23 protein-coding genes are annotated in these 18798 nt (G+C 43.1%); 7 read left to right on the top strand and 16 right to left on the bottom strand.

The genetic code is table 11. The features are described 5' to 3' along the window. Nucleotides 1-165: 165 nt before the first annotated feature. Nucleotides 166-744, top strand: coding sequence for a GNAT family N-acetyltransferase (locus tag SBI19_RS00565; RefSeq protein ID WP_317964251.1), 579 nt, complete (start codon nucleotides 166-168; stop codon nucleotides 742-744). A 255-nt stretch (nucleotides 745-999) separates the two neighbouring features. Here SBI19_RS00565 and SBI19_RS00560 read toward each other — a convergent pair whose 3' ends face one another. The 4 genes from SBI19_RS00560 to SBI19_RS00545 form a co-directional block, all read right to left on the bottom strand. After that, nucleotides 1000-1770, bottom strand: coding sequence for a GNAT family N-acetyltransferase (locus tag SBI19_RS00560; RefSeq protein ID WP_317964250.1), 771 nt, complete (start codon nucleotides 1768-1770; stop codon nucleotides 1000-1002). 47 nt (nucleotides 1771-1817) lie between these two features. Next, entirely contained in the window at nucleotides 1818-2300 is a 483-nt protein-coding gene (locus tag SBI19_RS00555) for a hypothetical protein (protein WP_317964249.1), read from the bottom strand. Nucleotides 2301-2384: 84 nt separating this feature from the next. Further along, a complete protein-coding gene (locus SBI19_RS00550; protein WP_317964248.1) occupies nucleotides 2385-2831 on the bottom strand; it encodes a GNAT family N-acetyltransferase in 447 nt (148 codons plus the stop codon). Nucleotides 2832-3122: 291 nt separating this feature from the next. Further along, nucleotides 3123-3539 (bottom strand): VOC family protein, encoded by a 417-nt coding sequence (locus SBI19_RS00545; RefSeq protein ID WP_317964247.1) that lies wholly within the window; start codon nucleotides 3537-3539, stop codon nucleotides 3123-3125. A 137-nt stretch (nucleotides 3540-3676) separates the two neighbouring features. Here SBI19_RS00545 and SBI19_RS00540 point away from each other — a divergent pair, with 137 nt between their 5' ends. After that, nucleotides 3677-4915, top strand: a complete 1239-nt coding sequence (locus SBI19_RS00540) for an RNA polymerase sigma factor (protein WP_317964246.1) — start codon at nucleotides 3677-3679, stop codon at nucleotides 4913-4915. A gap of 96 nt (nucleotides 4916-5011) precedes the next feature. On the opposite strand, the gene SBI19_RS00535 is transcribed toward SBI19_RS00540, so the two are convergent. The 3 genes from SBI19_RS00535 to SBI19_RS00525 form a co-directional block, all read right to left on the bottom strand. Beyond that, the gene (locus SBI19_RS00535; protein ID WP_317964245.1) at nucleotides 5012-5863 is read right to left on the bottom strand and encodes a stalk domain-containing protein; all 852 of its coding nucleotides are present in this window, start codon (nucleotides 5861-5863) and stop codon (nucleotides 5012-5014) included. A 292-nt stretch (nucleotides 5864-6155) separates the two neighbouring features. Further along, nucleotides 6156-6620 carry a DinB family protein gene (locus SBI19_RS00530; protein ID WP_317964244.1) on the bottom strand — a complete coding sequence of 155 codons (465 nt, stop codon included), beginning with the start codon at nucleotides 6618-6620 and terminating at the stop codon, nucleotides 6156-6158. Between the two features lie 407 nt (nucleotides 6621-7027). Beyond that, nucleotides 7028-7312: a hypothetical protein gene (locus SBI19_RS00525; RefSeq protein ID WP_317964243.1), complete on the bottom strand. Its 285-nt coding sequence runs from the start codon at nucleotides 7310-7312 to the stop codon at nucleotides 7028-7030. 242 nt (nucleotides 7313-7554) lie between these two features. Between SBI19_RS00525 and SBI19_RS00520 the strand changes: the two genes are divergently transcribed. After that, a complete protein-coding gene (locus SBI19_RS00520; RefSeq protein WP_317964242.1) occupies nucleotides 7555-8184 on the top strand; it encodes a polysaccharide deacetylase family protein in 630 nt (209 codons plus the stop codon). A 951-nt stretch (nucleotides 8185-9135) separates the two neighbouring features. Here the strand turns inward: SBI19_RS00520 and SBI19_RS00515 are convergent. Then, nucleotides 9136-9633, bottom strand: coding sequence for a hypothetical protein (locus SBI19_RS00515; RefSeq protein WP_317964241.1), 498 nt, complete (start codon nucleotides 9631-9633; stop codon nucleotides 9136-9138). A 335-nt stretch (nucleotides 9634-9968) separates the two neighbouring features. Here SBI19_RS00515 and SBI19_RS00510 point away from each other — a divergent pair, with 335 nt between their 5' ends. After that, a complete protein-coding gene (locus SBI19_RS00510; RefSeq protein WP_317964240.1) occupies nucleotides 9969-11663 on the top strand; it encodes a M3 family oligoendopeptidase in 1695 nt (564 codons plus the stop codon). Nucleotides 11664-11843: 180 nt separating this feature from the next. Here the strand turns inward: SBI19_RS00510 and SBI19_RS00505 are convergent, their stop codons facing one another. Then, the gene (locus SBI19_RS00505) at nucleotides 11844-12269 is read right to left on the bottom strand and encodes a hypothetical protein (protein ID WP_317964239.1); all 426 of its coding nucleotides are present in this window, start codon (nucleotides 12267-12269) and stop codon (nucleotides 11844-11846) included. A gap of 119 nt (nucleotides 12270-12388) precedes the next feature. Next, nucleotides 12389-12751: a hypothetical protein gene (locus tag SBI19_RS00500; protein WP_317964238.1), complete on the bottom strand. Its 363-nt coding sequence runs from the start codon at nucleotides 12749-12751 to the stop codon at nucleotides 12389-12391. Nucleotides 12752-12882: 131 nt separating this feature from the next. Here SBI19_RS00500 and SBI19_RS00495 point away from each other — a divergent pair, with 131 nt between their 5' ends. Beyond that, complete coding sequence (locus tag SBI19_RS00495; RefSeq protein ID WP_317964237.1) at nucleotides 12883-13176, top strand: hypothetical protein; 294 nt, start codon at nucleotides 12883-12885, stop codon at nucleotides 13174-13176. 157 nt (nucleotides 13177-13333) lie between these two features. Here the strand turns inward: SBI19_RS00495 and SBI19_RS00490 are convergent, their stop codons facing one another. From SBI19_RS00490 to SBI19_RS00465, 6 genes are all read right to left on the bottom strand, one after another. After that, entirely contained in the window at nucleotides 13334-13621 is a 288-nt protein-coding gene (locus SBI19_RS00490; protein WP_317964236.1) for a MazG nucleotide pyrophosphohydrolase domain-containing protein, read from the bottom strand. 165 nt (nucleotides 13622-13786) lie between these two features. Beyond that, nucleotides 13787-14047: a hypothetical protein gene (locus tag SBI19_RS00485; RefSeq protein WP_317964235.1), complete on the bottom strand. Its 261-nt coding sequence runs from the start codon at nucleotides 14045-14047 to the stop codon at nucleotides 13787-13789. Nucleotides 14048-14153: 106 nt separating this feature from the next. After that, on the bottom strand, nucleotides 14154-14624 hold the full coding sequence (locus tag SBI19_RS00480) for a hypothetical protein (protein ID WP_317964234.1): 471 nt from the start codon (nucleotides 14622-14624) through the stop codon (nucleotides 14154-14156). Between the two features lie 108 nt (nucleotides 14625-14732). Further along, nucleotides 14733-15062: a cupin domain-containing protein gene (locus SBI19_RS00475; RefSeq protein WP_317964233.1), complete on the bottom strand. Its 330-nt coding sequence runs from the start codon at nucleotides 15060-15062 to the stop codon at nucleotides 14733-14735. Between the two features lie 430 nt (nucleotides 15063-15492). Then, nucleotides 15493-15672, bottom strand: coding sequence for a hypothetical protein (locus tag SBI19_RS29610; RefSeq protein ID WP_483312212.1), 180 nt, complete (start codon nucleotides 15670-15672; stop codon nucleotides 15493-15495). A gap of 203 nt (nucleotides 15673-15875) precedes the next feature. After that, entirely contained in the window at nucleotides 15876-16733 is an 858-nt protein-coding gene (locus SBI19_RS00465) for a LysR family transcriptional regulator (protein ID WP_317964232.1), read from the bottom strand. 345 nt (nucleotides 16734-17078) lie between these two features. Between SBI19_RS00465 and SBI19_RS00460 the strand changes: the two genes are divergently transcribed. Both SBI19_RS00460 and SBI19_RS00455 read left to right on the top strand, forming a co-directional pair. Next, entirely contained in the window at nucleotides 17079-17927 is an 849-nt protein-coding gene (locus SBI19_RS00460) for a copper amine oxidase N-terminal domain-containing protein (protein ID WP_317964231.1), read from the top strand. Nucleotides 17928-17973: 46 nt separating this feature from the next. Then, nucleotides 17974-18630 carry a stalk domain-containing protein gene (locus SBI19_RS00455; protein WP_317964230.1) on the top strand — a complete coding sequence of 219 codons (657 nt, stop codon included), beginning with the start codon at nucleotides 17974-17976 and terminating at the stop codon, nucleotides 18628-18630. The last annotated feature ends 168 nt before the right edge of the window (nucleotides 18631-18798 follow it).

The following is an 18798-nucleotide window of genomic DNA, read 5'->3' as shown; positions in this document are numbered from 1 at the left end:
TACACAATCCTAATGAATCCGACGTTAATCTAAATTTGAAACATTTTCATAGCGCTTCCACCGCTCGACTATGAGTGAATTTGAAGCGATACGAATCAGGTTATCCAACATATGGTACAATGTTGGATATATCAGAGTATTTATTTTCAAAGGAGGATAATGCTAGTGAGTTTTAATGATTCATTTCTTGATTTTCCAGTTATTGAAACAAAACGTTTCATACTACGGGAACTACGACCGGATGATGCGGAAGATTATTTTAATTATTTCTCTGACCCCGATGTAACAAAATATTGGGGATATGATAGTCCAAAGGATGCAAAGACAGTTAAGAGTGGCTTACTTCGACAAGGTAATGCATTTAAGAGAAAAGAAGTAATTGAATGGGGAATATCTGAAAAAGAATTTGATAAGATTATTGGGATCTGCAGATTTGGTAATTTCGTTAGAGGATCGATGGCGAATATTAGTTATAATTTATCAAAAAATCACTGGAGAAAAGGAATTATGACCGAGGCTTTTGGTGCGATACTTCCTTTTGGCTTTCAAAATTTAGGGTTGCATCGTATTCAAGCAATGGTAATGCCAGAAAATTCGCCCTCAATAGGTTTATTGGAAAAGCATGGTTTCCAAATAGAGGGGCTTTTAAGAGAATATTCATTTGGTAAATTATTTACGAATACATTAGTTTACTCACTCCTAGCAGATGAGTATTTAAAGTTGGATGAAAAGTCTGCATTTTGAGAGCGTCAAGGAACATTCTTGAAAACTGGTAACGACATACAACTTGACTATAAGAGAAGTTCCATTAAAGAAACCACTCCGTTCTCAAGAGTGGTTTTGTCTTTATATACTGATATATATCTTGTGGTCAAACCGTACTACGGTGAACCATATCATAAATAGGCGAAGGTTAGCGTAAAAGATTTTGGTTATGCCAATAGAGTGAGATTAATTGGGATCGAAAATAAAATAACAGTTAACGCAACACGGTTCCTCTCACTTCGGTTCCAGCACAAACGGACGCGTCCGCGTTACGAACTGGAAGCCTTGCTTCCGCAGGATTGGTGCGGAAGTCGGCAGCGCGTCAACGAAAGCATGCGTACGACCGCGGTCACGGGCCTCCAACAGCCTCGAGGCGACAAGTGCGGTAAAATAGCCTTTACGTCGGTGTGCGATCTTGGTGCGGCCCCCGGTCAGTTCGGCGTATGACCCACCGGTTCTGAAGTAGACTCGCCCACAAGCGACGGGCTCGCCGTCCACGTAGGCGATGTGGATACTCATCTCGTTTTGCCTCTCCTTCAATTCCAGAGCCAGCGAGCGCCTCTCTTCCTCCACGTTTCTCCTGCCAATCTCGCGAGACACCTCGGCGTAGTCGGCCAGGTCACGCTCGTCCCGGACGATTCTAATATCGAACCTGTCGAATTCATCGAGAGTGGCCAGCGAGGCCTCGTCCAGCGGTAGAACCAGCACCTCCTCCTCGTCGTCGGCCTCGAACCCAGCGGCGACGAGCCGCTCGGGCAGGTCTATGGGCATGTCGTGTCCGTAGTACTTCCACTCCAAACTATAGCCACCGGCTACAGCAGCATCCCGCTCCCGGCGAATCAGTTCATCGATCTCCTCCACTGGACAACTGGCGAACACGATCCTGCACTCTGATCCCTCCACGGTACGCTCCACGACTACGTCACCGCTGGGAGACGGCATGCCCATCGACCGGCGCTCCGCATCCAGGACCGCCAGGATATCGGATCTCACAGATTGGCTCATGTCACAGCACTCCTTTGCCGAGCCTTACCTCATAAAACTTTCGTTTCTTACAGCTTTTCCACGAAAGCTAATACATGATCTTTCACCTGTATTTTTTCTTCCTGAGTCATATTGGTTAATTTTAAATTGTTCTTTGCATTTTCAGGGGTTATAAGGATTGTGGAGGGTTCATAAATGGTGTCTTTCAGGGTATTTCCTTCATCGGTGAGCAACAGCTTAGATTTGTATGAATAGGAATGGATCATTTCTGTTCGCAAATATTTATCGTTCCTATCATAATAATCCTCAATAGATTTAATATCCGATTTAATATGGTTTTTTCCTTCCTCAATAGCGGTTATTGAATTCACTATTTTGTATCCCGTTCGTTCAAAGAATCCTTCATCATTTTGATGATCATCAAGTGTATCTATTGCAAAAACCTCAATAGTTTCATATTTCTCTATTTGACTACATGCGCTTATAAGGAGAAAAGTGAACATGAATAAACATATCATCACTAAACTCATTAGCTTTTTGTTGACTCTCATTCCTTCACTCCTATCAGGATTAGTTCAGCATAGTTACCCTCTCAACTTCATTTTACGTAACATAAGTGGTTTCGTGTTGTTGAGCTAAGACTGTGTCCATTCATACTTTATATCTTCAAGCTGCTCTTCATTGGCATTTCCTCTACCAACAATCGTAAATCCGTTTCTTTCATAAAATGCCTGTGCTTTCTTGTTGACTTCAAAGGTGTATAAAAAAAGGCAACCCTGCGATTGCTGTTTGGCGAGATCCAGAAGCTTTTTCCCTATTCCTCTCCCTTGATATTGGGTATGAACGTATAACTGATTAACCCAATTTTCATTACATGCTAATATGCCTAATACTTGCTTGCCTGACGGTTCTATTGCCAGGAACACCTTATTATCTCTAACCAGAATTTTATTCAAAAAAAACATATGATCTTCAAAAGAATGTTTCGCTTCTTGACCAATAGCATGCTCCTTGCTCTCTCTCCACATCTTAACGGTTTGTATCGCATAGGAAGGGTCATATTCGATTATTGTAAACTCCAAACGCCTTATCTCCTTTCTTATTTTCTTCTCATTTCGAACTGTATTTTGACATACTGAATAGTGATACGTAAGCAAGACTCAGGCAAGATGATAGCTAGATGCTTTCCCAAGAGTTGGGCATGTTTAACAAGGTAAGTACGCCGAAGAATTGGAACGTGTCAAACAGACAGATCGGTCTGACAAGCCGTTCTTATGGATTTGAAATAATGGAACTCAGACTAAGAAGACGCCAGGGAAGGTGCCCCGCGTCTTCCCTAGTTAATCCACGTATGAGTGCGCTCCCCGTTACCCTTAACCTTGCGCTTCATCCGTGTTCATGTAGTTGATTGCCCACATATGGCCGTCCAAGTCCTCGAAGGCCCAATGATACATAAATCCATAGTCTTCGGGTTCTTCGTACGATTTCCCGCCCAAGGAGACCGCAGTATTCACGATTTCATCCACCTTTTCTCGGCTCTCGAAGGCCAATGCGATCGTCAATTGCGCATACTTTTCCGTATCGACGGTTTCCTTCTGGGTGAGCGACTTCAAAAGTTCTTTGGTGAGCAGCATGACCTGCAGGTTGTCGCCGATCAGAATGGCTGCCGACTTTTCATTATCGGGGAATTGAGGGTTGAGTTCGAATCCGAGTCCGGTGAAGAACGCCTTCGATTGTTCTACGTTGTTCACAGGCAGATTGAAGCTCGTGAATGTGGACTTTAATGCCATATTAAACACCTCATCGTCAATTTGGTTTGTTGTCATCCAACAGTAAATGCCTTCGTGAAAATTAATTTTACAAGAATGTGGCTTTTTACCTCCCATCGGTGTCTAATGAATGGTAAGTACAGGAGGAGGTACTACAGGTGTCGCGAGCTCAAGACAAAACGAAAATCCCTGTTCTTCCGGAAGAGCAGGAGCATATCCAGCATTTCGAAGCCATCTATGTTCAATATCGAGAGAGAATTCGAAACTATATCGCAGTAAAGACAAATTCGGCAGCAGCCGATGACTTAACCCAACAAGCTTTTTTAAAGGCAATGGAAAGCTTCCGCTTATTTAACCATAACTCTAGTATATTTACTTGGTTATTCAAAATCGCGCAGAATATTGTAAAAAACGAGTATCGTACGAGATCGCGAAAAAAAGAAATCGTGCACGAAGTCAGCGACTTCCAATCTCAATCGATTTCCCTTGATATGGCGAGAGATGTCGATATCCGCATTGACATTAGTGCTGCGTTAGCCCAATTGAATGAATTAGACCAGCAAATCATATCATTGCGTTTTTTCGTCGACTGCACTTTATTGGAAATATCCAAAATCATTGGGATGCCCGAAAGCGCGGTTAAGAACAGACTCTACCGTGCCTTAAACAAACTAAAGAAAGAATTAAAAGAATGGGGTGACATTACAATCATGTCTATCAAAGAACTTATATCGATCGTGGATAAGAGCGATGCTCCCAGCAAGAATGATGGTATGAATAAGGTATATCATGACTTATTTGAAGAGCTGAACACCAATGTAGAGCGAATTATAACAACCTATCGTCATCGGCCTTCTCAGAAGATCGCGATCGAAATCTATCCCGATCTGTCCACTTTCCATCAAGCAATAGGCGAACCGGATGCACCTAATTGGTTCATGGGTACCTATGATCACAACAAAATTAAAATCGTATCCCCACTAAATCCAGGTCCGGAACATACGTATACATCGGTCCTACGTCATACGATAGGCTTGTTTACGATGTGGTTAGTGAACGATATCAATCCGTCGGCACCGAAATGGCTTACTCACGGACTCAGCGGACAGGAAGCCAAACAAATGTCGCAAGAATATATCCAGTATAGCACCTCAGAAGCGATTCAAAATGATGCCGTCCCTAGCTTTCAAGCTTTAACGAATGATACATGGGATTTCGAGAAGATAGGAGGATACGGATTCTCGCATTTGATCGTAGAATACCTCCTTCATTCTTACAGTTCAGATGCGCTCAATAAATTCATACGTGACTCCACTGATTTTCAAGGCGCATTTCAAGTATCGGAAGCTGAGCTGCACGCGAAATGGGTACAATATTTGAAATCTAGGCAATGTTAAATTCTTGTTGAGATTTGACCAAACCAAAACCACCTTCCAAAAGGTGGTTTATTCTATTGTTCTCCGGTAACGTAAGGTTCTTGCGTCCGACAACGTTTACCGCGCATTCACTTCAAGAACGTTGCCTGTTCCATCTTCGATCACACGTATATTTTCATCATCAATGAGTTGAATTTTTCCATCCGGCCGTATACGCTCAATCTGCTCTGTTAACCCGTGAGCGATAGATTTGCGAATCAAACCTTGATTCTTAAAAACTAACGTATACAAGTCATATGCGCCGGTCTTCCGATCGGAATAGACGATGGTGGCGATCAATAAATTTTTAGAAGTCGCCTCGAAATCGATTGTGAGATGATGTGTATTAACATTAATATCTTTTATCCCCAATGGAATCGTATCCCGTTTCCCCGTCCTCACGTTAGTAATCTCCAGGTTACCTTCTTCTGATTGAATCCTATAAGTGTAACCCCATAAACTCCTGTAGAAAGTATCGTTATAATTATGAAGTCCTGTTAGCGTTACCTTTCCCGATTTCGCGTCCCACCCGGACACTTCGCCGTCCAGAGCGGCAGCTAGGAATTTTATTGGAACGTAGAGATGACTGATATACCACACAGGTTCTCTTCCCATGTCTACCTCTTGGCCATCCACTTCGGCGATGCTGCTTCCCATATACACGACAATACGCTTCTTACTCCCGCTCAACACTGCCGTATCTTCATTTTCCATCGTCCAATGCAAACTTGCCTTTCCCCCAAATGAGAAAAGACTTCCGTAGGTCACCCCGTCCTTCAGAAGTGTCTGCACATGATCGATATGACCATCCTCCCATTGCGCTTCCAGAACGACATATTTGGAAGCAGCATAGGTCATATGCGAGCCCACCGGCAATAGGATGGACACACTCAAAAGAACAGCAATCGCTTTATTCCATTTTTTAATCATCAATAGTAGTCCACCCCAATTTTTGTTAAGTCTAACAATCCATTAGACGATCACGATTAATATAATGTTGCTCAAGATAACACTTGCTTGAAGGGTTAGCTTGGTACGATGATTGGTTCATATCATATCTTCAATTAAGGCTTAGCAGCTGGCCTTATTGATACGCAATGAAGCTGCCGGATTGTGCCGGCAGCTTCGTGTTAGTTGTCGATGGAACTAGAGCAACTGCTGCGGTTGCAATCTGCTCCTTGATCGTCAAACTAAATCTCCAGTTGATCGGAATTTCACGATCCTACATTTGCTGTTTAATGGCTTTAATCGTTGCAAAATGCATACCTTCGTGATACAAACAAAAACTAAGGCATTCCTTAACGGTCAATAGTTCAAGACCAACAGAAGTAACAAATGGTTTCTCTAGATTGTCTTCTAGTCTATGCTCCAAAATTTGCTCAATCCGGTCGACTTGCTTAGATAGTAAAAGAGCAATTTCATCCAAGCTAGGGACTTGCTTTCCCCAGTTCTCAGGCTTAGTGCCAGAAGCAAACAAGTCTGCTATATGCTTAGGCAAATCCATTCTCTCATTCGTTAACGCAAAAGAGAACTTCTCATGAACTAGAAGAATATGCCCCAGATTCCACAGAATATTGTTGTTAAAACCGCTTGGTACAATGCGTGTTGCTTCCTCGCTCATCCCGTCAACCAGTTTTATTGTATTATTTCGAACAAATCGTAATTGTTTAAAAAGGTAATTAACCATACCTCATTCTCCCCTTTAAATATTATGGTTGCTACACCGCATAAGCATGTCCATATTTTAACATACCCACCGTGGAAGATAATCGCCCGTTACTACGATAATGTTGAACGAGATTACTCATTTGTTATTCTTTTTTGGAATAGTTATTGCAATGTACAAAAGGATTCCAAACGTCGCTCCACCGAGCAAAACCAGTCCGAATTCGCCTAAAAATAATAATAGGTATGAAAAAGCCATTCCTAAAACAATAAACCCTATTAGTTTCATAATGCTCCCCTTAACAAGACATATTTATATCGGGAATAGTCTAACATGCTTTATCACAGTTTTAATATAGAATTGCGTAATAGGCTAATCCATATCGCAAAATTCGTGCATGACATGAAAAAATCGAGCGGAACTAGTGTTTACATGAACCGATTCCATTGCGGTGCGCCTGTCCTCCTGCGTGCAAGGATTACCGTCAGCGTCTGCTGAATCTGCGGTTCGGAAAAAAAGAAGTTGAGTCCAAGCCATGACGCGAACAAATAAAGCAAAACAGCTGTTGCCGAGTAGCTGCCCATCACGGGATTCGGAACGACGGAATAGATCCAGACAATTATAATCAGGTAGAAGGTTATAGGGGCGAAATACCGGTAAGAACTAAGAAACAATTGCAGCTGGTAAACCGTTAACCGAGTAATGGTCAGCATTATACGGACCCACCACTCTGGAATTTCTAACACAGCGAGTGTTTTTACGTCATCGTGTTCACTAAGCATCAAGTCGCCATGTTCGAGCCGATGCCCGGCCACGGCTAGATCGCGGTTCCGCCGATACACGAAAGCGAGTGGGAACAATTTTCTTACATTGCCTTGAAATATACGTGAAGAGCATCACCGCTTGGAGATATAATGAAGTCGTACATACATATAAATCATGAGGAGAGGTTCAGATGACAAAAGCAACGATGTATAACGAAGTGGCCACCAAAGAAAAACTTGTCGCGTTCACGTTCGACGACGGGCCGAATCCGGAATGGACCCCCCTTTTTCTAGACGTGTTTCGGAAGCACGGGGCCAAGGCGACCTTTTTCTTCATCGGATCGCACATTGATAAATATCCGGAACTAGCGAAAAAGACGTTCGAGGAAGGCCACGAACTAGGCAATCACACCTTTTCTCACCCCTTTATGTCGAAGCTCTCGAAAGAAGAGCAAGTCGAGGAATTATCCCGAGCCGATCGAATGATCTCCGGCGTAACGGGACGCAACCCAAGCACGTGCCGCCCTCCATACTTCGACGTTAACGACGACCTGCTCGAAGCGTGCGCGGAACGCGGATACTCCGTCATTGGTGCGGCGAACATGGAATCCCGCGACTGGGAAGATGCGACGAGCGCCGAGCATATTATCGCAACGTCGCGGGAGCAGATTCGCAACGGCAGCATTTTCATTTACCACGACGGGTTCGGGGACCGGTCCTCGACGCTCAAAGCGGTATCTATTCTCATTCCGGAGCTGATCGAAGCGGGCTATCGGCTCGTGACGATAAGCGAGCTACTAGCATCGAGGGACGACGCGTAACCATACAAGCTCCTGTCGCTATCGCGGCAGGAGCTTTGTTATCGGTTCGCGCGGGGGATCACGCCTAGTTTATGTCCGATTTTGCGTATCCGAGCCGCGGCGTCCGTCAGCTCCCGTTCCGTATGCGCGTCGCTTAGGGTGAACCGAATGCGCGCCGTACCTTCCGGTACGGTAGTGAAACCGCTCAGCTACTTTTACTACAAAATCCACAAACTCGAGTGTCCGTAACATTCCTGCCCGATCTAACCTTAGCTTTCAAACTCGGTTGAAGATTCAGGTTCTCGTTTCCGAAGAAGTAGCATCTGCATCAGAACCGTATGTCTGTCCATTATCATTTTCAGGATAGAAGTCTAAACTCTTAGTGCCGGCGATATGAACGGAACCAATTATGGCTTACCCCTCCACATCATATAAAGAGACATCATTCCCACCTTTTTTAGATAATCGTTTTTCAACACATATCCTGCAACACCATCCACAATTCCTTTATGGATTAAATCGGGTAGCATTTCATCGGGAGTGGTATCTCCCTTTACTTCAATAAATGCTGTAGTTGATCATCTGATCGACTGCAGCTTTATTGATTGAACTATTATTCGCCGTTAGGTGAAAAAACAACAGCTTACCTCTTTTTGAAGTAAGCAAAAATTAAAACCCATAGAATGCATCCGAGTAAAATTTGAACTCCACTTTCTTGAACATGTATACCATTCCCACTGAGCGCTATTCCTGTAAAGAATCCAAGCATAAGGCATGTAAGTATTTCAATCAATTTAGCTGTCATCACAATCCCCTTTATTAAAGAGCTTACCTCAATGATTTTAAAACAATGATAATTAACATGCACTTGGATTTTTATGGATCTACTGAGTTCTTCTTCCCGTTAGTTGAGAAAACGGCAGCCGATCGTTGGCCGGCTGCCGTAATGTCTGGATTGAGCTACAGTACCCGTTAGCATAATGTATTATTAGTCCTTTTCGGAGTTGGGAACTCCACTACTTGAATATTACACAAATCCAGAACCTCAATTATAGCCAGAGCGAAACCACTGTTCCATACATCGTCAGTCCAATTTTCTTCAAATTTCTCCGTGCATTCATTAAAACAATCTTGATTGATTATGATCAGAGATGTCTCGGACACTTTAGTGTAGAGAAAATCATTAACTCCAAATTTATCTATCATCCATCTAAGCCCAACTAGGACTCCTTTATCGTATTCGCCTGTCGCATTCTCATGTGAAGTTATCCATTCGAGCAATTGGTTTTTTCGTTCCTGATTAATCTCTAAAGTAACGTTGAACATATTAACAATTCTTTTATGGAGCTCTTTCTCAGAGATAGGATTTGACGGAAAGTTCCACTTATTCTTAATAGATGCTTTGTTTTCTTTGACCATAAGTACCTTTTCTCCACGTATGATCGCAACACTAATTCCATTTTGAGTCATGTTAGGTTCCCCCCCGTGATAAAGAACCACCATCACCAATGTTTGAACATACGTTCCCCTGTTTTCAAATGGATACATAAGAGTTTATGAAGAACTACAATAGTTCATTTATTCTAGCACCTGAAGATGTTATTATGTCGAATGCGAATCTGGCGAACATACCTGCCACGGAGTTTGTTCGTTAACCTGGCCTGCGGGGAATGCAGTATAATGGAACCATGGCTGCTGCGCATGTCGGCCCGGTGCCGGGCTTGCTGGATGCGGCAAGCGGGTCGAACAACATGGCCTAGGCGTAGGCGCTTCAGTCTTAATAACCGGAGGGCGGTGCATGGTACATGAGATTTAGCGATTATTCATACGAAAGGCCAGATGTGAAGGCGTTCGAGATGAAATTCAAGGAGCTGCTGGGCGCATTCTCCGCGGCTGGCAGCTATGAGGAGCAGGACGCGGCGATGGCGAGCATGAACAAGCTCCGCAGCGAGTTCGACACGATGCAGACGATCGCAAGCATTCGCCACTCTATCGATACGAACGACGAATTCTACAAAGCCGAACAGGACTTCTTCGACGAGAACAGCCCGGTTGTGCAAGAATTCGTGACAGACTATTACCGGGCGCTGGTCGGCTCGAAGTTCCGTCCTGAGTTGGAGGACAAGTGGGGACGGCAGCTGTTCCGACTCGCTGAACTCTCGCTGAATACGTTCAGCCCGGAGGTTATCGAGGATCTCCAGCAGGAGAACAAATTAACGACGGAATACACGAAGCTGACCGCTTCCGCGAAAATACTGTTCGAAGGCGAAGAGCGCACACTCGCGCAGCTCGGTCCGTTCCAGCAATCGACCGACCGCGAAATGCGCAGACGCGCCGCCGAAGCGTCCTCCGGCTTCATGGCGGAGAACGAAGCGACCCTCGACCGCATCTATGCAGATCTGGTCAAAGTCCGTACGCGCATCGCGAAGAAGCTTGGCTTCGACAACTTCGTCGAGCTCGGCTACGCCCGCATGAGCCGGACCGACTACGACGCGGGCATGATCGCGAACTTCCGCAAGCAGGTACAGGACCATATCGTGCGGGTCGCGACGAATCTCAAGGAACGTCAGCGGCGCCGCATTGAGGTCGACAAGCTGCTCTATTACGACGAAAACCTCGCCTTCCTGTCCGGCAATGCGACGCCAAAGGGCGACCCGGACTGGATCGTGGCCGGGGGCGCGAAGATGTACGCAGAGCTGTCGCCGGAGACGGACGCATTCTTCCGGTTCATGCAGGACAACGAACTGATGGACCTCGTCGCCAAGAAGGGCAAGCAAGGCGGCGGTTACTGCACGTATATTAGCGAGCACAAGGCGCCGTACATTTTCTCCAACTTCAACGGCACCTCCGGCGATATCGACGTGCTAACGCACGAGGCAGGGCATGCGTTCCAGGTGTACGAGAGTCGTGGCTACGCGGTGCCAGAGTATGCCTTCCCGACCTACGAAGCCTGCGAGATCCATTCCATGAGTATGGAGTTTCTAACTTGGCCGTGGATGGAGCTATTCTTCAAGGAGGACGCGGACAAATACCGGTTCGATCACCTCGCCAGCTCGCTCATCTTCATTCCGTACGGCGTGACCGTGGACGAATTTCAACATTACGTGTATGCGAACCCGGACGCGACGCCGACCGAGCGGAAGAAAGCGTGGCGCGAAATCGAGAAGAAATACCTCCCTCATCGCGATTACGCGGACAACTCGTACTTGGCGGCAGGCGGCTTCTGGCACAAGCAGGGGCATATCTTCAACTCTCCGTTCTACTACATCGACTACACGCTGGCACAGATCTGCGCGTTCCAATTCTGGAAGAAGTCCCGCGAAGACCGCGAAGCCGCATGGAACGATTACCTCGGCCTATGCCGTCTAGGCGGCAGCCTCTCCTTCACGGAGCTCGCAAGCGCGGCCGGCCTGATCTCGCCGTTCGAAGACGGCTGCGTCGCCTCCGTCATCGGTACCATCGAGGCGTGGCTGGACAGCGTGGACGACAAATCTCTGTAAGGCGGTTCGAGGGCAGTCTGTTTTCATCTCTCCTGAGAGTTTAGATCAACAAGTATTAGCCACACTCAAATAATAAAACCAGCGGCAGTCTTGAACGATAAGTTCTGGACTGAAGCTGGTTATTTGTACTGCTGTCTTAATTGAACTATCGTTTCCCGTTAGCTGAATGTTGCATCTGAATTATTGAAAAATGATTTCAAATTGTTCTTGTTTTAATAAACTTCCCCATGGACCATCTTTTTTTAAATTAGAACTAAAACCTCTTTTATTACCAGCGATAATGTATCCTACTGGCTTTTCATTAATCAAAAGAGCTACTGAATTTCCATCTTTTGACCATTTGAATTTAAATTCAATTCCTTCAACTGAAGTTACAAAAGCATTTTCCCCTGCATATTCAACCGTAACAGGAGGTGGAGAAGTTCTATATTTACTAATCTCAATTTCATTTGGTGGTTGAATTCTATTATAAATCCAGCAATCAAATTGAGGCTTTTGGTCATTCGCTTCAGTTAGATATAACCAGCCTGTTTGACCATCGTCCTCAAATATAACCCATCTTTTTGATATTGGATTGAAATCAGAAAGAAAAATATCTTCGTTCATTTAAATCCCCCTCGATAACATTCATACATGAAAAATTCGCTATTTAATTAAACTAACCTGCCCGTTAACTTAATGAAAACGGCAGCCGATTGTTTGCTCGGCTGCCGCGGTATCAATCCTCAACTAACGTTCCCGTTTGCGTAACGCACCACCAATGAATTGATTTCATCAGCCAGTTCAAGAATCTCCTTCCATCGGGAAGAATGCCTCACCGCATTGATATTCCATTCATCACCTTGCTGTAATGCTAGAAATTTATTTCTTAAGGTTGAGCTTTTAAACATTATCTCAATACTAATTAACTCATTTTCGACTAATTTTTTTAAGTTATCGGTGTGTAAAAATGATATAGCACCTATATCGAACTCTTCAAAGATGTTATATCCAATTACCAAGTCATCCGCTTTTATTAAATAAGTTCCGCATCTCTTAATCGTATCAACATACAGTTCATAAAGTTCCTCTATTGATATTTTCTTCATCACACCAATCTCCTTGCTTAAAAATCCTTCACAACCTCGTTGCTTAATGAAACTAAATGGATTCAAGCTGAAACTTTTTATCATTTATAAGCGTCGTATGTATTTATCTTGTACAGAAAGGAGGCGAGGAATTGAAGAAAGCATTAGTTCTGTGTGCTGTCGTTGCGACGCTGGCAGTAGGTGGTACTGCCGTTTATGCCCAAGTAAACAATGGACAAGAAACGTCGTCGCCGGTCCAGAGGATGTTTACTCAACAAGAATCAGATTATTATTCGCAAATTATTATTGATGTGGAGTCTGGGAAATTACCTCCATCTGAAATTAATAAAGCGCGGGATTATATTCTGAAGCACCCAGAAGTGAATCAATCCATTATCGACCGCTACCATATCAAATATCATGAAAAAAGCCCGTTGCTTGGTTAACCCAGGTAACGGGCTTTCTTCATTCTGTAAAGCAAAGAAACAAGCTAGACAGAACGAGACATGTTGTGAGTTGTTGAAAACCCCACCTGAAACGGCAGCCGATTCCTGCTCGACTGCCGTGGCTTATTCAGCTATAGTCTCCCGTTAGCTCAAGACCTTAGATGTATTTTTCTTTATTAATAGCATCTTTGAGTAGATGACAGTTCTCTAAATCGATATCATACACATTAGCTAAGCAAGTAACGTAGTAAAGCACATCATACAATTCTTCTTCAATGGTTCCTTTTATTGTATTCTGATCAATTAGTCGTTTATCTTTCCTTAAAACCTCGGCTAACTCGCCTATTTCCTCAATTAATTTAAGAAAGTATGCCTGTTTAAGTTCAGGTTTATAATCCTTTTCCTTAATAATTGACTGCAATTGCTTTAAAGTTAAATCAGACACCTATGCTCCTCCACCCTTACTCAAGCTAACATACCATAAAGTTCTTTGTTTACTATCTAATCTCCTTCCGAATTTTCCTGTCCTTTACTTCAACAAAAGCTGCAGCAGATTCTCGGATCTACTACAGCTTTATGGATTGAACTATAGTTCTCCGTTATTTCAAGTTCAGATGCTGATTTTTTCACCTGAAGCAATAGTTAGATTTTCAACAGCGACATTCATACAGTTTTCAACCGTTTCTGTTAGTGAGGTAGTTGAGTACAAAACTCCCCAAAAGCCATTCTCACCCATTATCTCGCTGATTTCCTCATCATGCTCAATCCATTTGAAGACCTTGGATGTAAATAATCCATCTGATGAGCGTTTAATGATATGAGCTTTATAGGATCCGCTTGGAGTAAAGATTTCCTTTAAGATATTATCCATTTACTCTCAGCCCTCCGCTCCGCTAGACTGCCCGGCAGCTTAATGAACCGGCAGCGATCTGCCGCGGTATCCGTATTCAACTTCGTATCCCTTTAGTTTAATCTTATCAGGATTGTGGTTCCTCATATTTGGTCCAAGTTTTGTAACCATCAATATTTTCTTCCGAAGTGTTAGAGGCATCAAATGTTTTGAAATAACTTGCAATATATTTTATAGCAGGCTTTTCTTCTGAATGATTATAAATAATAAGATTAATATCGTAAATCTCACTTTTCCATTTTACGGACTTTGCGATTTCGTTTATGTTTTCAATAGTAGAAAATTGCTTAACGTTTGCCAATATGGAATTTACCGATTCTTCGGTAGGAACATCTTTCATCTCAATATTTATTGTTAAATTAGGTCTAGTGAATGTGTATTTAATCTTTTTGATTGCTGGTATTTCTTTTTTTAACTCTTTAGATAAGGAAACCGTTGATGATGTGTTTACTGAATGTGCAACACTACAGCCTGAATTAAAGAGTATAATTAGAAAAATAATGATTCCAACTCGACAAAAATTCATTAAATTATTCAACTAGCACCACTTCTTCTCTCTAAATTCATTTCAAAGCAGCAGCTTCCGCGGTGATACGCTCTGTCGTTGAACTATCGTTACCCATTAGCTTAACTTATTATCTGTCGATTATCCATTTACATCGTTGCTGGTTTTTTCAAAACATAGATTAACCGTTCTTTCTTTAGACCAAGTTCGATGCATAACATTACGTGGTATTGTGAATATCTCCCCTGGTTTCAGAGATATCGTTTTATCTTCCAAATCAATGAAAAGCTCTCCTTCAAGAACCATGAACAACTCATCACAGTATTCATGTTTATGCCAATGAAATTCACCATTAATAACAGCTATACGGAGTGCATGGTCGTTCACTTCACTTACGACCCAGTTTTTATATTCCGATATCCCCTGTGAAATGTCGTATAGATTCAGTTTCTCTAATTGCCCGTTCTTCATTTCAAGATACCTCTATTCTTTATTCTCTAATGTAATACTGAATTTTTAATACATGATACAGCTAAAATCCAAACTCTGTTACTCTTTCAAGCCACTCACGCATAAGTGACTCAAATAATAGAGCTTGTTCAATCTGAAGATTATGTCCTGCTCGATCTAGTACAGCAAAAGTCATCAGCGATTGCACAGCCTGCCACTATCTCTTCAGAATACCTTTTCCTATTATATTCATTGAGCACGACTTGATTTGAGCTAAATAACTTACTCGCTCTTCATTTAAGGTGTCCATAAAATCGCGGTCACAATGAACAACAAAATGCTCGGGAAGTATTCTTTTTTTATGTTCAGGAATAATTAATGGACAAATCAGTGCAGCTCCACCAATACGATCTTTATGTCTATTAATTATTCCTCTTGTAATATATCCACCTTATGATTCGCCTGCTATGAGATAATCTTGGTTTGGGACAAGAGTTTCAATAAAATTTATAACTGCTTCCAGCATATCATCTGAATTACTTATTTGATCGTACTCCTTTGTTTGTCCCATTCCAGGTAGGTCAAGATAGATACGACGCAACCCAGGAATTTCTTCAAATATCGGTTCCATACACCCCTTCATTAACCGATGGTCTGGTGTAAAACCATGGATCAGTGTAAGGGAAGAAAGACTCAGGGATAATGAATTACGAGGACATGGGAAAACTATAGTTGAATGAAAATGCAACGGCAGCCGACCACTCGATCGGCTGCCGTTGCTCATTGAAGAAATGAGCAGATTACGCTACTACTATTCCAGCAAATCGCTTTCTTTTAATTTTGTGTAGAGTCGCCGAGCATATTTAAGATTAGCTTGACACTAGGATGCTCCTCGTTCTCCGTTAAATAGCTGACATAGGCCATAAAACGCGGGATAGGAAAGTCATTCTCAACAACAAATAGCTTCTTCTCATCAAGAAAGGGCTGGAGCATAGTTCTGGTCGAGAAAGCAAATATGCCTCCTCGCAAAAGCAAATTAATGATAAGACCCGCATGATCCAACTGAAGGGATGGCACATAGCTTGGTCCTACAAGGTCTGTAAACCACTTTGGATCCTTAAAGCCGACATGGCAATACTGGGTTGTGAATAGATCATCTTTACTTACTTTTAGGCCTTTTTCAGCTGATACGAGTAAGATCTCATCCTCGAATAATGGGATATTCGTAACCCTCGGATGCTCGGGCGGTTCATATCTTATGGCAATATGAATACTACCGTCCAGCAGCAGATTTCTCACCATATAATCATTTTCGAGGTAGGTGAAAAATTTAACCGCTACATCAGGATGTGTTTCCCTAAAGGCAATGATGTTGTCTAAATAACGATTCTGCCATAGTGGCCCAGGGCCACCTAAACTAATATAATTGCCATATTGCTCCGAGATTCCGTATTTACTCTCCTCAAATAACCGCAGCATCCTCTCGGCATAAGGAAGGAAAGCTATCCCCGCAGGCGTCAATCTGACATTCCGATTGTCTCTCGTAAACAACGTTTTTCCGATCGAGTATTCCAACGTTTTTATCCTAGCCGTAATGGCGGATTGCGAAATATGCAGATGCTCGGATGATTTTGTGAAATTGAGCGTATGACAAATCGATATAAAAGCTTCCAATTGCGATATATCCATCATGCACCTCGACAATTAAATTTTGAAATTATACGATATAAAATTTGAGTTATACTTTCCCAGATTACAAAGGTATGATTGCCATATGCTGCTGCAGATTATTATGAAACAGAAAAATAATCAGAAATTCGGCAGGTTAACCTCCAACCCAATCTAATAATAATCTGCCACAGTTATTACAGCAAACCTGACGAGGAGGAGTACAGCGATCTAGAAACGTTATGCACAGAACGCGCTCAAGGGAGAGAATGGTTAAACTATGTTTTGAAAAAGGGGACTGAGAGCTTCTTAAGTATTGTGAAACACATCATTCTCAGCCTACAACATACGACAAAGGAATGAGTACGAATGAAAAAAAAGATTGCTGGTGTTCTGCTTGCCACAACCCTTCTTGCATCGTCGACAGCCTATGCTTCGACCGCAGTTCCAATCAAAATTGATGGTGCAATTATCGCCTCCGATATAAAGCCCGAAGTGAAAAACAATCGTACGATGGTGCCTCTGCGCGTCATCAGCGAGAATTTAGGCGCGAAGGTTGAGTGGTCCAAAACGGAAGTGACGCTGACGAAGAGCGATATGAAAGTAACTTTGAACACGAACAGCGCGACTGCCTTAAGAAACGGTCAACAGGTTCAGCTGGATGCCAAGCCGTTTGTAATCAATAACCGTATCATTGTTCCCCTCCGCTTCATTGCCGAGACGTTCGGTTGCGAGGTGAATTACAGCAATGGCGAAGTAACGGTCGAGAGCGCGATGCTCGTCATCAAAGGCGTAACGGTGAATGCCATGCAAAACGAATATCACATGACCATGGGCGGAGTCGTTCAGCAGATCACTGCAAATGCCCTGAATAAAGCCATCTATAACATCTTTGAAACAACTAAAGGCGCCAAGGTCGACGCCCCTGCTAACTACTCGTGGAACGTATCCATCGACGTGCCCGGATCTTATTATAAGAACGCACAGTATGACTTCCTGGGCAGCAACGGAAAGAGCGTGCAGCGCTACGACATCTATTCGCTTATTCAAACGGCTGCGGATGATACTTCGACAGACACCTCTGACGTTCTGCTGCACGACGTCACGAACAATAAATGGTATTTGTTTAGCGCCGGTGCCAGAGACGCCGTTAATCAATTGGTGGATCAGGCGAACGCGAACGGTGCCTTGAAAGTGATCAGCAATACAGTTGTGTAATCCCGTAAGGTTTCACAGATAGCAATTTTCGAAAGGAAGAATCAACATGAAGAACAAAATTATTGCCGGATTCCTATCAACTGCTTTACTACTTAGCCCAATAGCTGCTCATGCAGATGAGGCAGTTCATCTCAATGGAAAATTGGTTGATGGTCGAGTATTTATGCCTTTGAGAGCCGCAGGTGCTCAGATCGGAGCAGTAACAACTTGGAATCAGAAAACTCAAACCGCAACTGTTAAAAAAGATGGCAAAGTGTTGGAAGTAAAGCTAGGGGAATTTGTTAAAATGTTTGACAATCGAGTTTACGTCCAGTTCCGAGAGTTCAACGAAACATTCTTTGAGCAAGACCATATCGTCTGGCATCCAACTGATTTGGTTTCTAGTTCAGAACACATCACTGTCGATCTTGGAACACTGGATAATGCCCAAGCCTTCAAATTGGTGGAACCTTTATTCAGCAAACACGAAGATTCTAAGGAATATTTCGAGGAAGATAAAGACAACTTATACTACGGTCTTTCAATCTCTTACTCTGGAACTGATAAAGCATTAGTTACTGTTAGCACTGGACAGAAAGACGAGTACGGAAGATACATTTTCACATGCTCATACAAGGTTAACGTAAGCAGGAACAGCTCTGGTTGGAAAATCGTTTCATACAATTACATCAAAACGGAAATTCCTGACTGGGTTAATTCTTAATAGAGCCAACGCGCTACAAGACTTCTGGAGTCCTTAAACAGGCTCCTTTTTTATTTATATGCATAATAACTTATAATTTGGGGACCACAGTTGTCGCCGGCAGCGAACTTTCCTGCCCGTTACTTCAATGGAAACGGCAGCCGATCAATTGACCGACTGCCGTATATA

It is taken from the genome of Paenibacillus sp. CCS19 (assembly GCF_033239625.1).
Taxonomy (GTDB): domain Bacteria; phylum Bacillota; class Bacilli; order Paenibacillales; family Paenibacillaceae; genus Paenibacillus_T.
This window is presented reverse-complemented; position numbering and strand designations above follow the sequence as displayed.

What these genes read in the sequence shown, in the direction of transcription:
- SBI19_RS00560 (WP_317964250.1), bottom strand. Translation starts at nt 1,770, where the DNA reads ATGAGCCAATCTGTGAGATCCGATATCCTGGCGGTCCTGGATGCGGAG.
- SBI19_RS00555 (WP_317964249.1), bottom strand. Translation starts at nt 2,300, where the DNA reads ATGAGAGTCAACAAAAAGCTAATGAGTTTAGTGATGATATGTTTATTC.
- SBI19_RS00545 (WP_317964247.1), bottom strand. Translation starts at nt 3,539, where the DNA reads ATGGCATTAAAGTCCACATTCACGAGCTTCAATCTGCCTGTGAACAAC.
- SBI19_RS00535 (WP_317964245.1), bottom strand. Translation starts at nt 5,863, where the DNA reads ATGATTAAAAAATGGAATAAAGCGATTGCTGTTCTTTTGAGTGTGTCC.
- SBI19_RS00530 (WP_317964244.1), bottom strand. Translation starts at nt 6,620, where the DNA reads ATGGTTAATTACCTTTTTAAACAATTACGATTTGTTCGAAATAATACA.
- SBI19_RS00525 (WP_317964243.1), bottom strand. Translation starts at nt 7,312, where the DNA reads ATGCTGACCATTACTCGGTTAACGGTTTACCAGCTGCAATTGTTTCTT.
- SBI19_RS00520 (WP_317964242.1), top strand. Translation starts at nt 7,555, where the DNA reads ATGACAAAAGCAACGATGTATAACGAAGTGGCCACCAAAGAAAAACTT.
- SBI19_RS00515 (WP_317964241.1), bottom strand. Translation starts at nt 9,633, where the DNA reads ATGACTCAAAATGGAATTAGTGTTGCGATCATACGTGGAGAAAAGGTA.
- SBI19_RS00510 (WP_317964240.1), top strand. Translation starts at nt 9,969, where the DNA reads ATGAGATTTAGCGATTATTCATACGAAAGGCCAGATGTGAAGGCGTTC.
- SBI19_RS00505 (WP_317964239.1), bottom strand. Translation starts at nt 12,269, where the DNA reads ATGAACGAAGATATTTTTCTTTCTGATTTCAATCCAATATCAAAAAGA.
- SBI19_RS00500 (WP_317964238.1), bottom strand. Translation starts at nt 12,751, where the DNA reads ATGAAGAAAATATCAATAGAGGAACTTTATGAACTGTATGTTGATACG.
- SBI19_RS00485 (WP_317964235.1), bottom strand. Translation starts at nt 14,047, where the DNA reads ATGGATAATATCTTAAAGGAAATCTTTACTCCAAGCGGATCCTATAAA.
- SBI19_RS00475 (WP_317964233.1), bottom strand. Translation starts at nt 15,062, where the DNA reads ATGAAGAACGGGCAATTAGAGAAACTGAATCTATACGACATTTCACAG.
- SBI19_RS29610 (WP_483312212.1), bottom strand. Translation starts at nt 15,672, where the DNA reads ATGGAACCGATATTTGAAGAAATTCCTGGGTTGCGTCGTATCTATCTT.
- SBI19_RS00465 (WP_317964232.1), bottom strand. Translation starts at nt 16,733, where the DNA reads ATGATGGATATATCGCAATTGGAAGCTTTTATATCGATTTGTCATACG.
- SBI19_RS00460 (WP_317964231.1), top strand. Translation starts at nt 17,079, where the DNA reads ATGAAAAAAAAGATTGCTGGTGTTCTGCTTGCCACAACCCTTCTTGCA.
- SBI19_RS00455 (WP_317964230.1), top strand. Translation starts at nt 17,974, where the DNA reads ATGAAGAACAAAATTATTGCCGGATTCCTATCAACTGCTTTACTACTT.